This window comes from Chitinophagaceae bacterium, from assembly GCA_016717285.1.
GTDB lineage: Bacteria > Bacteroidota > Bacteroidia > Chitinophagales > UBA10324 > JACCZZ01.
In genome coordinates this window covers 443,395-456,158 of sequence record JADKFU010000004.1, presented here as the reverse complement: position 1 = coordinate 456,158, position 12,764 = coordinate 443,395, and the positions used below count along the sequence as shown (strand labels likewise).

The window sequence follows — 12,764 nt, the reverse complement described above, 5'->3', positions numbered from 1 at the left end:
TAGGAAGTCTTTTTATATAGCTTCGGATCAAAAGTGAGATTTTTTCCATTTCTAAAATAGTGATGGACTGTTGTTACTTTCTGATTTTTAAATACTCCGGATAATCCTTCATTAATTCAACTCACAGTAGTTACTTTGTAGCAGCGAACCATTTACCACATGACTACATTTGAAACAAAGGCCTTAAAATTTCTCGCAAAAATCTGCATCCCGCTTGCAAGGTTTTCATTTTTTGTTGTGTATTTCGGATTTGGTTTGTTGAAGGTATTGGGCTTAAGTCCGGCGGAAGGTTTGGTACAGGAACTCTGGTCAATGACGGTTTCCTTCATTCCGTTTCATGGCTTCATGCTCTTCTTTGCATTTTATGAAATGGCGATTGGCATTGCGTTTCTTTTTCCGGGACTTGAACGATTGGCATTGTATCTATTACTTCCGCATATGATTACTACTTTCGGGCCGCTCGTATTACTGCCGGAATATACGTGGAAAGCTTTTTTAGTTCCTACTCTTGCAGGTCATTACATCATCAAGAACCTGATATTAATTGCGCTTGGAATTGCACTCGCTGCTTATGTCGGCAACTTCGGTAACAGGAGTGAACAAAAAGAAAATGCAATTCCCCAGTAAGATTATTTGTTGAATGGTTTCTTTTCACCTTTCCTGTTTGGAAGAGGCCTGTAACCAGCCTTCGCGCGTCAGCCTGAATCGATCGAAAAACAAAAAATGAATGGTAACTTTGTGTGATAGTGCAACTTAGTGAAAATAAGATTTTGATGAGGCGATTGAAGCAGCAAAAATGGTCAGAAAGTTTTTGCAGACAGATGATTAAACCCGATAAAAAGAAAAGCAAAAGTTAAATGCAACTCGAAATCAAAGTACCTGCTGTAGGAGAATCCATCAATGAAGTTACATTGGCCAAATGGCTCAAAGCTGATGGCGACACTGTGCAGCAGGATGAGGTGATCTGTGAGCTGGAATCAGAGAAAGCCACGTTTGAATTGACGGCAGAAAAAAGCGGGCAGTTAAAAATAGTTGCGCTTGAAGGATCCCAATTAAAAGTGGGTGATGTTGTTTGCTCAATTGATACAAGTATGGTTGCGGAAGAAAAAGCAACGGTTCCTGCTAAGGAAATAAAGCAGGAAGAAAAAAAGCCTGAAGCAGTGAAAGAAGCCGTAAAGGAAACGGTATCAACAAAAGAAACCTACGCTAAAAATATTCCTTCTCCCGCAGCTGAAAAATTGATGAAAGAAAATTCTGTTGCCGTGCAAAACGGAACAGGAAAAGAGGGACGCATCACCAAGGCAGATGTGTTGAGCGCAATAAAAGACGGCCCAACCTTACCTAAAAAAGCCTTCACCCGTGAGGAGCGCAAAGTCACTTTAAGTACGCTCCGCAAAACTATCAGCAAACATCTGGTGGCGGCAAAGAATACAACTGCCATGCTCACTACCTTTAACGAAGTGGACATGAAACCGATCATGGACATTCGTACAACGTATAAGGACGTGTTCAAAGAAAAGCATGGAGTAGGACTTGGGTTCATGAGCTTCTTCGCGAAAGCAGTGTGTTATGCATTACAGGAATGGCCTTCCGTAAATGCATTTATTGAAGGTGATGACATTATCTATCATGATTTCTGCGACATCTCGATTGCAGTTTCCACGCCTAAAGGATTAGTGGTGCCTGTGATCCGGAATGCTGAATCACTTTCGTTTGCGGAAATCGAAGCGAAAGTAGCTGACCTCGCAAAACGTGGCAGGGAAAATAAATTATCGCTGGAAGAAATGAGTGGTGGCACTTTTACCATTACCAATGGTGGTGTGTTTGGTTCGCTCATGTCAACACCTATTATTAATATTCCTCAATCCGCTATTCTTGGCATGCATAAAATTCAGGAACGGCCGGTCGTGATTGGCGGACAAATTACCATTCGACCAATGATGTACCTGGCGATGAGTTATGATCACCGCACGATTGACGGACGTGAATCAGTGAGCTTCCTGGTGCGCGTTAAAGAACTTTTGGAAAATCCGGAGTTGTTGCTGATGGGCAATGATCCGGTAAAGACCATGCTTCAATTGTAGTTTAAGAATTTATCATACCATAGATTTTTCGTGATCTATCGGATGACATCTGCTATCTTTAATGAATTATTAATTTCCTGAATCCTGAACTGTGGCTTCTGAACTTCTCAAATCATTTAAAACTTCCGGTGCTGTTGCTTTCAGTTCACCGAGGCTGGTAAAAAAGATCATCAGCAATATTGATTTCTCTCATGCTACCCGCATCATCGAACTTGGCCCTGGCAATGGCCGCATTACCGATGATCTGTTGCATTTGATGCGCAAGGATGCGATGCTCTATGCTTTTGAAGTGAATCCTGCTTTTTGTAAAGACCTTGAAAAGCTGAACGATAAAAGGCTGCGTGTTTTCAATGAATCTGCCGCGCATATCAAAGATCATATTGATCATGATCCTCATAACGGGATGACTTATATTGTTTCATCCATTCCGTTTGGCATTCTTCCGGAATCGGAATGTGATAAAATCATGCGGGCCATTCATGAAGTGTCAGACAAGCAAACCATATTTATACAGTATTCCTATTCGATCATACAGTACCGCCGTTATAAAAAATACTTTCCGCATTTAAAGGTGCAGTTTGAGCTCATTAATATTCCGCCCGCATTTGTATTTATTGGCAAACAATAAAAGTTAACGCTGCACAATTGTATTTTTTTATTAGAACTTACCTGTTTTTCAACCTTTAAATGATTCAGGATGGCCGCTAAAAAGAAAATGCAAAAACCAAATGCAGGCAAACTCACAGATGGTTCGTCTTGCAGGGTTATCGGCGGTAGCCATATTGGGAAATCCGGTACAGTAAGAGATATTAATACCAGCAAAACGGGTCATGTTACTATTACTGTAGTTCAGGCCAATGGCGTAAAATTTAAAACGCTCGCTAAAAATGTTGAAACTGCTTAATCTCCGCAGCGCTACTACCCACATGAAACGTAAGAAAGTGCGGTAGTCAATGTGCAAAGGATTGTTTTCGGTAGGAAACTCCCGAAGACCTAACGAACAATAAATGATTGCGTAATCAAATCAAGTCAGCAGTGACACCTGAGCGGTACTATAATTTTTCTCAAAATATTATTTGATTTATAGGTAATAAATGCTTTGCGGTTGAAATCAAATTTGCCGTAAACCATGACTATTATCTCCGTCTCACCTGATCAAAATCATATTTTCAATTTTCTGTGCGTGGATACCTTGCATCATTCATTTAATCAATAGGCATCCATCATGAAAACCTCGGCATTATCAGCAACTGAAACACTCGTTCAACCCAAAAATACATCTGATCAGTTTGTTTACGCTTTCAAAGATGGCGATGGCAAAAACAAACAATTGCTCGGCGGTAAAGGAGCCAACCTCTGCGAAATGACACAGATTGGCCTAAATGTTCCTCCCGGATTCGTGGTAACAACAGCAGCGTGCTTAACCTACCTCGCTGAAAAAAACCATGAGTTGCCCGACGGAATGATGGATGACGTGAGGGAGAACATGTACATTTTGGAAAAAGCTACCGGAAAAAAATTCGGAGCAACGGAAAACCCACTGTTAGTTTCAGTACGGTCAGGTTCGGCGATGTCAATGCCCGGCATGATGGATACCATCCTCAACCTCGGTTTAAATTCCAAAACGCTGAGAGGGCTTATCACCCAAACTAACAATGAACGTTTCTGCTACGATGCATATCGCAGGTTTATACAACTCTTCGGAAAAGTAGCGCTTGGAGTTCCCGATGAAAAATTTGATGTTCATTTTGAAGAAGTAAAAAAGCGGGCAGGCGTATTAGTGGATGTAGGTTTGAATACCACTGATCTGCAGGAAATCACTGACCGATTTCTGGATGTGGTGCATGAACATACCGGCAAACCATTTCCAGAAGATGTATATGAGCAACTGGAAATTGCCATTAAAGCTGTTTTCAATTCATGGATGGGTAAACGTGCGGTGGATTATCGCAGAGAATTTAAAATTACTCCTGCCATGGCCAATGGAACCGCAGTGAATATCGTAACCATGGTTTTTGGAAACATGGGCAACGACTGCGCGACAGGTGTTGGCTTTACAAGAGATCCCGGAACCGGTGAGAACATCATGTTCGGTGAATATCTTACCAACGCACAAGGCGAAGATGTGGTGGCAGGCATTCGCACGCCAAAACCCGTGGCACAATTAGCTGAAGAAATGCCCGATCTGTATCTGCAACTTGAAGAGTTACGTAACAAGTTAGAATCGCATTACAAAGAAATACAGGACTTTGAATATACCATTGAAAAAGGGGTGCTGTTCTGCCTGCAAACGCGGAGTGGTAAAATGAATACGGTTGCCATGGTTCGCACTTCCGTGGAAATGGTGAAAGAAAAACTGATCACGAAAGAGCAGGCGTTATTGCGTGTTAAACCAGACATTTTAGAACAATTGCTGCATCCGCGCCTCGATCCGGCTTTTAAAGCGGAACCATTAGCACAGGGACTTCCCGCTTCGCCCGGTGCAGCATCAGGTCATGTAGTGTTTGACGCGGATCGTGCTGAGTTGCTCGGACGAGCAGGTGATAAAGTGATTCTGGTAAGAGAAGAAACCAAACCGGAAGACATTCATGGATTTTTTGCAGCGCAAGGTATTCTCACCAGTCGTGGTGGCAAAACTTCTCATGCTGCCGTAGTGGCAAGAGGAATGGGAAAACCATGTGTAGCAGGAGCGGAAGGAATTAAAGTGGATGTAAAACTTCGCCAGGCCGAGATCGGTGAAAAGATTTTACATGAAGGCGATTACATCACGATAGATGGTGGCACCGGCTTCGTTTATAAAGGCGTGATTCCAACGGTAGAACCAACTTTCTCTGATGAGCTTAAAACTTTATTGAGCTGGGCAGATGAAGTTGCAAAACTTAAAGTATTTGCCAACGCGGATACGCCTGCCGCTGCTGAAAAGGCCTTGACGTATGGAGCAATGGGAATCGGGTTGTGTCGTACAGAAAGAATGTTTAATGATGTGGATAGGTTACCTATTGTGGTGGAAATGATATTAGCAGCTACTAAAGAAGAACGCGAATCGGCACTCCATCGCCTGAAAGAAATTCAACGCAAAGACTTCCGCGAAATATTTACTGCTATGAAAGGTAAGCCCGTTACTGTTCGCTTGTTAGATCCTCCCATTCATGAATTTCTGCCTACTGCCGATGTGATAAAAGATGAGTTGGAGCATTTAAGAAATCTGAGAGGAACTGTGAGCGGCGTTACTGATTTATTCAGCAGTCTGCGATTGATCAATGCTGATCTTACTTTGGCGAATCGTGCTGCCGAACCTTTTACACTTGCAGGAGTAGAGTTGATTGAAAAAGCCATTGAGAAAAAGGTACAGATGCTTAAAAAAGTGCGCGAGCTGCATGAAGTAAATCCGATGCTCGGACACAGAGGTGTTCGTTTGGGACTGAGCTTTCCTGAAATTTATCGCATGCAGATTCAGGCTATTTTAGAAGCTACCGCTGAATGTCAGTTGGCAGGCATTGATATCAGACCCGAAATTATGGTGCCGCAGGTTTGCACTGTTGAAGAGTTAGAACAGGTAAAAGTATTTGTGGATGAAATCAGGACACAGATAGAAAAAGACAATAAGATCAAACTTCAATTTAAATATGGTACCATGATAGAAGTGGTGCGCGCATGTCTGCAGGCTGATGAACTGGCGAATGTAGCTGAGTTCTTCTCTTTCGGAACGAATGATCTTACACAGGCAGCTTTTTCCTTCTCACGGGAAGATGCCGAGAATAAATTTTTGCCTTTCTACATTTCCAATGCGGTATTGAAAGACAATCCATTTGAAATACTTGACAGGAAAGCAATGGGTAAGTTAATGCGCATGGCGGTGGACGATGGCCGCAAAAATCATAAGGATTTAAAAGTGGGCATCTGCGGTGAACATGGCGGCGAACCTTCTTCCATCATGTTCTGCCATGAAATCGGTTTGAATTATGTCTCCTGTTCCGGACCACGTGTGCCGGTTGCACGCATGGCTGCTGCACATGCGAAGTTGTTGACGAATTGAAACTGCGTGATTATATACGCTAAAAGCCATCTCAAAAGCCTAAAAGAGCAGGGTCATTCCGGACTTGTTTTCCGAAAGATCCTGTGGACGGAATCTCAGAGGAATATGGCAGATGCTGTCCAAAGGATCCTTCGGAAAATAAATTCAGCATGACGTATTAATTTTGAGATGGCTTGTAATTAAAACCAGGCAGTGTTTTAACTGCCTGGTTTTATTTTTCTAACCTCTTTTTTTTGATTAGGGTCCTTGATTATGGCAGTGGAAGAATTACACTTATAAAATCAAAATTCGTTAATCATTATTCGATATGCATGGTTCAATGGAAGTTAACATTGCGCGATTTGTTTGCAGATCCGCCAATAAGAATGAATCAATTTAATTTCTAACAACATCATTTAAAAAGAATTTGCTATGTTGATCTTTCAAAAAAAAATCTATGAATGTTAAAACAACCAATATTCTTTACTGGGTTTTTACCATAATTTTTGGCGGACTCATGCTCTTTTCCGCAATTCCCAATCTGCTGGTGAATGAAGATTCAATAAAATTAATGCATGACCAGCTAGGATACCCTGTATATATTATTTCCTTTCTCGGTATTGCCAAATTGGTGGGTGTAATCATTATTTTAATTCCGGGTTTGAATAAAATAAAAGAGTGGGCTTATGCAGGATTATTTTTTGATCTGGCAGGTGCTATTTACTCAGGTATCGCCGTGTCCGGTAAATTTGATCCCATGATGTTATTCCTGCTGCTATGGATTGTACCCGGCATATTGTCTTATGTTTTATGGAATAAAAGGATGAATGCATAAGTTGCTGCACAAATATGCATTTCAGAGAGCTGCTTAAAGCGGGTAAATATTAATGCGCACTTATTTTTTTGAGGTGTCTTATTTTATTAAAGAGCAATTCACTTAAATACATCATTGCTCACACCTTTGTTCACAGCATAACCGGAGAAGGTGAGGGTGATTCTGCCCTTATTATCACCCTGGGATGTTTTGTTATTTGCAGTATGATTGAGATCTGCTGCTAATGCTTTCGGAATTTTGAATTTTCCAACATCTACCGTGAAAAGCATCTTGTCTGGAAGCGCATACTCCTTCATGCTTCCATAAACATTTTCTACCAGGATGGTGCCCTGTGATTTGGTAGTGAGCTGGCTTTTCAGCACAAGACCTTTAACATTGTCAATCCAGAATTTCCCTAAAATCAGATCACTCGTATCTGCTGATGGTATCACATTAATTACCTGCACCTGAACACCGCCAATCATTTCCTCCCCTGTTTTTACCGCTGTAAAACTATTGGTGTCTGCCAGTGCAGTGAAATAGAAGTTAGCGTTTTGCTTAGGGAGAATCAGAATACCCGTTGACTTCACCCTGAATTTATCCGGCCGTTTATAAAATACTTTTGCATTGATGGGTTCTATCTTGATGAAGGAAATGTTGCAGGACACGTTTACATTGGCGGTATAATCATTCACTTTGCTGAACCGATTATTTACAGAGGTGATCACTTCGTTTGGTGATTGTGCTAACAGGAAATTCGCCGTTAATAAAAGCAACACCAGCATGCTACACCACTTACCATTGAAGTGAACAGCAGGCTTCGATTGACATTGAAGTAATATTTTCATAGTTTCAACTGAGCAGATCTTTCTTTTTAAAATAAGACAGTGCAATTCCCAAAAACAAAAAAATATGCAGCACCATTACCCCAATTGAAATGATTAACTGTTGTATTGGCAAAGGCTCTTCAAACATGCTGCGCCATACTATCATATGAGTGGTAAAAAGAAACGGCCGCACGAGATCGAACAGCGGAATTTCCATGGTGCCAATGATGGTGAAGAGTATTATTATCGCCATGGTAATCATAATCGGTCCGATGGAATTGTCGCTGAAACAGGAAAGCATCAACGACAATGAAGTAACCACACTCAAGCTGATGAATGCGATAAAAAATGCAGCAACAAAACGCCATACCGTATCCGATGATTGGAGTATGGCAATGTGATCACTGTTCACCACAATCAAATCACCTCTTCCAAAAAGGAGCCAGCCCATTCCCAATGCCAGCACACCGAGCCAACAGATCAACAGCATAGTATAAAAGCTGCCGGCTGCGAATTTTGAAAGAATAATATTCGCCCGTGAAACAGGCTTTGCAGCCAACAATCTGATACTACCCGTTGCTGCTTCGCCTGAAAGGAGATCGCCGCCCACCAAAGCAACAAGCAACGGCATTTGAACAATCAATGTTTGAAGAAGAATGTAAGCAACAAGGTTTCCGTTGATGATGTTTCCTTCGATCTGAAAAGATTGTTCCACCTGTTGAATAATAAATTGAACATAAGCCTTTCCATCAAGAAATAATGCCAGCTCAATCAGCAATGCGATCACTGCTATGGCGGCGAATCCGATAAAGCTGCGAGGCTTTCTGCTGATCTTATATAACTCTATTGATACGAGATTAAACATGCTGTATTTTGGAACTGGTGTGCAATTGCAATTTATTTTCTTTGCATTTTTGAAGGTTCCACACGATTTGTTTCATCATGATGATGATGCGTAAGTTTTAAAAAATAATCTTCCAATGCGCGCTTGTAGGAAACACTGTACAGGTGAAATCCTGCTTCCTGCAGAGCCGATGTCAATTGCGGAATTTCATTTTTTGCCAGATTGAAATGCAGTTCCCGGCCGGTCGTTGATTCCATCTTACTCCTCCATGCAGATGAAGTAATCCATTGTGCAGCTTTTTCATTGTCGGAAGTTTCAATAGAAACAACCAGCTCCTGCGTTGATAATAATTCCGCAACATTTCCTTGCGAAACTACTTTGCCTTTGTGAAGAATGGCCATTCTTGAAGCAATAAGTTCGATCTCACTCAAAATGTGTGAAGAGAGAAAAATGGTTTTATTAAGATCCTTTTGCAGATGAAGAATCAGGTTGCGCACATCAATGATGCCTTGTGGATCAAGTCCTGTGGTAGGCTCATCGAGTATGATGAGTTCCGGATCATGGATGAGCGTTTGTGCAATGCCAAGCCGTTGCTTCATGCCATGACTGTAACCTTTCACTTTATCCTTTTCCCGGCCACGCAACCCAACCAGTTCAAGTGTTTCATAGATTTTACTGTTAGAAGGTGTAACTCCGGAAAGCCTTGCAAACAATTCAAGATTTTTTGCAGCAGACAAATACAAATAGAAGTCGGGTTTTTCAATAATGCAACCAATGTTTCTTAAGATTTCATTGCGGTGTTCACGCAGCTTTTTTCCAAAAATAAAAATGTCACCTTCATCGGGTGTTATCAATGACAACATCATCCGGATGGTAGTACTTTTTCCAGCGCCATTCGGACCGAGAAAACCATACACGTCGCCTTGAAATACTTCCAGGTTCAAATCATTTACGGCATTCAGTGCGCCGTAACTTTTTGAGAGGTGATTGATTTGTATGATGGAAGAAAGGCTCAATTATTTAGGATGGCGGGCTTTTAAATTTGTTATGAATGGAGATGAGACCTTTCTTGAAGTTAACGTGTGTGACGACAAACATCGGCTTCAAATATTTCCTCAGTCCCGCCGCATTTGCGCAAGATTTCCTACCCATTTAACATTACCCGGATCATGTCAAATTCTCTTTTGCGAAGTATGCTCCGATAATTCTCTACTGCAATTTGCACCGCTTCACTGCGCGTTTTAAAATTCTCTTCCTTCATTAATTGTTTTAAAAGCCCGCCATCAATTTTTATGTTGTTTCGCATAAAATCAGTTCACGCAAAAGTAGGGCTGTTACGGTGAGAAACAAATCCTTCTTGTTTCTGTTCAAATAAAAAATCCGGATGCTTCTTTCGATTGCATCCGGATTAACAATTAAAACTGAAAAAGGTTATTGCACGGTAAGCGTAATGGATTTAGTGGTGATGTTTCCATCACGATCCGTAATGGTGAACGACCATATTTCCGTGCCATCCTGGTTGCGCGTTACGATGGTGTAATCCGCCGAATAACTTTCTTCCTGTGCAGAAGTCAGTGTAATGGTGGTATCGGTGGTAGTGTTGGTGGCACCGTCGTACGCATACGATACATTAAAGGTCTTTAACTCATCTTCGGTTTTAGTTGCAACAATACCTACCAATACGGAATCTCCTTGACCTACAACTGCATTTGCGGAAGTATAACCTGCACCCGTTTTAAATTCCACATCTGGAGGTGTGCGTGCGTCCTCATCTTTTTTGCAGGAAGCCATTACCGTGATCATCGCGGTAGCAATGAGCAATACTTTAAATTTCTGTTTGAATGATTGCATTGTGTTCATGTTTAATAAATGGTTTTAGTGAATTAATGAATTTAATTAAAGGGTAAATGAAGATTGAAAAAAATGTTTCTGCCCATGTTGTAAATGCCGAAGTATTTAAAACGTGAGAGGTGATCGTAATAAGTTTCATTCAGCAGGTTATTGCAACCGATGCTGAAATCCACTTCCTGCTTTTTAAAATGCAGGTGACTGCCGACGGCAATATCGAACAGGTAATAGGATGGCGTTGACGTTTCAAACTGTCCGGGATCATTTTGGGCAAGCACATAATCTATCCCGGTCTTGATAAATGTCTGTGTCCATTTCACGGAAGATTTTAATAATTCAAATTTTATTTCGCCGCGAATTTTATCAGCAGGTATGAAAGGAAGATTTTCACCTGCATCTGTTTTGCCACGCACCAGTGAATAGGACGCCGTAAAATCCATCCATTCAACTGCTTCAGGATGAAAATCAACGGATGCTTCTCCGCCCCGCAGTCTGGCATTTTCCTGCAGGTACCTGTAAATCTGGTAACCAAAATACTCGTCGTCTGTAGGTGCCAGGTAGACATAATTGAAAAAATGATTGTTGTAAGCTGCTACAGTAGCTGACCATTGCCGGCTTTCATATCCTGCAAAAAGTTCCACATTAAAGTTTTGCTCCACTTTCATCTCAGGATCACCTATTTCATAGCGGTAAGTTCCTTCGTGAACACCGTTGCTGGACAACTCCGCAAGATTTGGTGCCCGGTAACCGCTGGAGAAATTTAACTTGAAGTTCCAGTGGGCTGAAGGATTGAAACTCGCGCCCGCAGCACCATTCAATGTCCCAAACCACTTGTTGAATGGCTGCACTTCGCTGCCAGTGGTGTTGATGGTTCCTGTTTCAAATGTTTGAATATTCTTCACATCATAACGCAGTCCGCCTTCCAGCACGAGCTTATTTAATGTCTCTTTCCAGAAGGCGTACAATCCGTTTTCCCACAAATGCGCATCAGGAACAATCTGCCGTGAACCAAGATTGGTATTCACCTGATACATCGATTGCACGCCTGCATTCCACGAAGCATGATCACTTACATAATGTTCCCATTGCAGGTTGGCATTGAAAGTATTCAACACCATATTCAGACTTATCTTATTCCCGCCTTCCTGTTCCTGCCGGTTATTGATGTGTGCGCCGAGATTGATCCTGATTTTTGAATTGCCTTTAAACAAAGTATTCTCCGACGTAAACATGTTGATCAGCACTGTGTGATGTGGCCCTGAAAAATCACGGCTGAAGCGACGCTGCGAACTGTCCACTTTCATATCTGCTTCCATCAGAAAACCAAAATGATTGAGTGAAAACAAATAGTTATTTACAGAGAGCCAGTTTCCATTTCTCCAGCCCAACGATAACTTAGCCTGGTAACCATCAAAGCGTGAATTGTAAACGCGGTTGTTATTTCCATCGCTGTAATCACCATGTGACTCGGCACCGATGCGTACACGCCAGTTTAATTTTTCAGTGGCGCCTTTCACGCCGGCATCAGTAGCAAATCCAAGAGTGTTGCTGAACAATTGCATGCTCGCATCACCCTGAATTGTTCCAACAACAGCAGGTTTTTCTTCAATAATATTCAGCACACCACCCATCGCTTCTGATCCATATTCCAGCGCGGCAGGACCTTTGATCACTTCTATGCGATCGGTTCCAACATCCGTTAATCCAAGTCCGTGTTCATCCTGCCATTGCTGGTTATCGAATCGAATGCCGAGCAATACTGTCTGAATGCGGTTGCCATATAAGCCACGGATAACAGGTTTGGAAATTCCATTGCCTGTAGAAAGCTGGCTCATGCCCGGAAGTTTTGAGACCGCATCACTCAGACTCAGGGAACCATTGCTGCGCATCGTTTCCTGCGATAACGAAACAATATCCTTTGGCGTTTCTTTGATGTTGCTGTTCCGTGTGCCATATATAACTACCTCTTGTGTTTCAATATCTGTTCTCACCAATGCAACAGGCAATTGAACAATCGTGCTGCCTGCATTTACAGCAACAATTTTTGTTTCATAACCGACAAAGGAAAACTGGATATTGAAATTGCCTTGCGGAAGATGGTCAAGCCGGTAATTTCCACCATCGCCGGTCAGTGTTCCTGTATGCAACTCCGGCAGATAAACAGAAACGCTGTGCAACGCAACATGGGTGGCTGCATCCGTCACGACTCCTTCAACCTGGTATTGTGCATAGCAGGGACGGAACAATATTGACAAAATCAGCATGCAGGATGCAGGCAAATAAAATTTCAAAGCAATTGAATTAATGACAGGAGTTATTACAACTGTTGCAC

Annotated in this window: 11 protein-coding genes; 6 read left to right on the top strand and 5 right to left on the bottom strand. The window is 41.9% G+C overall.

Annotated elements, in window-relative coordinates:
• The first annotated feature begins 159 nt into the window (after positions 1–159).
• From IPO83_07175 to IPO83_07150, 6 genes are all read left to right on the top strand, one after another.
• The gene (locus IPO83_07175; GenBank protein ID MBK9731053.1) at positions 160–627 is read left to right on the top strand and encodes a hypothetical protein; all 468 of its coding nucleotides are present in this window, start codon (positions 160–162) and stop codon (positions 625–627) included.
• A 230-nt stretch (positions 628–857) separates the two neighbouring features.
• A complete protein-coding gene (gene odhB, locus IPO83_07170) occupies positions 858–2,084 on the top strand; it encodes a 2-oxoglutarate dehydrogenase complex dihydrolipoyllysine-residue succinyltransferase (GenBank protein ID MBK9731052.1) in 1,227 nt (408 codons plus the stop codon).
• A 91-nt stretch (positions 2,085–2,175) separates the two neighbouring features.
• Entirely contained in the window at positions 2,176–2,712 is a 537-nt protein-coding gene (locus IPO83_07165) for a hypothetical protein (GenBank protein MBK9731051.1), read from the top strand.
• Positions 2,713–2,799: 87 nt separating this feature from the next.
• A complete protein-coding gene (locus IPO83_07160; protein ID MBK9731050.1) occupies positions 2,800–2,988 on the top strand; it encodes an RNA-binding protein in 189 nt (62 codons plus the stop codon).
• A 321-nt stretch (positions 2,989–3,309) separates the two neighbouring features.
• Complete coding sequence (locus IPO83_07155) at positions 3,310–6,120, top strand: pyruvate, phosphate dikinase (GenBank protein ID MBK9731049.1); 2,811 nt, start codon at positions 3,310–3,312, stop codon at positions 6,118–6,120.
• A 436-nt stretch (positions 6,121–6,556) separates the two neighbouring features.
• Entirely contained in the window at positions 6,557–6,934 is a 378-nt protein-coding gene (locus IPO83_07150; protein MBK9731048.1) for a DoxX family protein, read from the top strand.
• A gap of 98 nt (positions 6,935–7,032) precedes the next feature.
• Here IPO83_07150 and IPO83_07145 read toward each other — a convergent pair whose 3' ends face one another.
• The 5 genes from IPO83_07145 to IPO83_07125 all read right to left on the bottom strand — a co-directional run bounded on the left by IPO83_07145 (position 7,033) and on the right by IPO83_07125 (position 12,723).
• Positions 7,033–7,761, bottom strand: coding sequence for a hypothetical protein (locus tag IPO83_07145; GenBank protein MBK9731047.1), 729 nt, complete (start codon positions 7,759–7,761; stop codon positions 7,033–7,035).
• Between the two features lie 4 nt (positions 7,762–7,765).
• Positions 7,766–8,605, bottom strand: a complete 840-nt coding sequence (locus tag IPO83_07140; GenBank protein MBK9731046.1) for an ABC transporter permease subunit — start codon at positions 8,603–8,605, stop codon at positions 7,766–7,768.
• A 32-nt stretch (positions 8,606–8,637) separates the two neighbouring features.
• A complete protein-coding gene (locus tag IPO83_07135) occupies positions 8,638–9,600 on the bottom strand; it encodes an ABC transporter ATP-binding protein (GenBank protein MBK9731045.1) in 963 nt (320 codons plus the stop codon).
• Between the two features lie 415 nt (positions 9,601–10,015).
• Positions 10,016–10,444, bottom strand: coding sequence for a hypothetical protein (locus IPO83_07130; protein ID MBK9731044.1), 429 nt, complete (start codon positions 10,442–10,444; stop codon positions 10,016–10,018).
• Between the two features lie 32 nt (positions 10,445–10,476).
• The gene (locus IPO83_07125; GenBank protein ID MBK9731043.1) at positions 10,477–12,723 is read right to left on the bottom strand and encodes a TonB-dependent receptor; all 2,247 of its coding nucleotides are present in this window, start codon (positions 12,721–12,723) and stop codon (positions 10,477–10,479) included.
• Positions 12,724–12,764 lie beyond the last annotated feature (41 nt).

Bases quoted from the DNA above. Each gene is read 5' to 3' on its own strand.
- odhB (MBK9731052.1), top strand. From the start codon at position 858: ATGCAACTCGAAATCAAAGTACCTGCTGTAGGAGAATCCATCAATGAA.
- IPO83_07140 (MBK9731046.1), bottom strand. From the start codon at position 8,605: ATGTTTAATCTCGTATCAATAGAGTTATATAAGATCAGCAGAAAGCCT.
- IPO83_07175 (MBK9731053.1), top strand. From the start codon at position 160: ATGACTACATTTGAAACAAAGGCCTTAAAATTTCTCGCAAAAATCTGC.
- IPO83_07155 (MBK9731049.1), top strand. From the start codon at position 3,310: ATGAAAACCTCGGCATTATCAGCAACTGAAACACTCGTTCAACCCAAA.
- IPO83_07145 (MBK9731047.1), bottom strand. From the start codon at position 7,761: ATGAAAATATTACTTCAATGTCAATCGAAGCCTGCTGTTCACTTCAAT.
- IPO83_07130 (MBK9731044.1), bottom strand. From the start codon at position 10,444: ATGAACACAATGCAATCATTCAAACAGAAATTTAAAGTATTGCTCATT.
- IPO83_07160 (MBK9731050.1), top strand. From the start codon at position 2,800: ATGCAAAAACCAAATGCAGGCAAACTCACAGATGGTTCGTCTTGCAGG.
- IPO83_07150 (MBK9731048.1), top strand. From the start codon at position 6,557: ATGAATGTTAAAACAACCAATATTCTTTACTGGGTTTTTACCATAATT.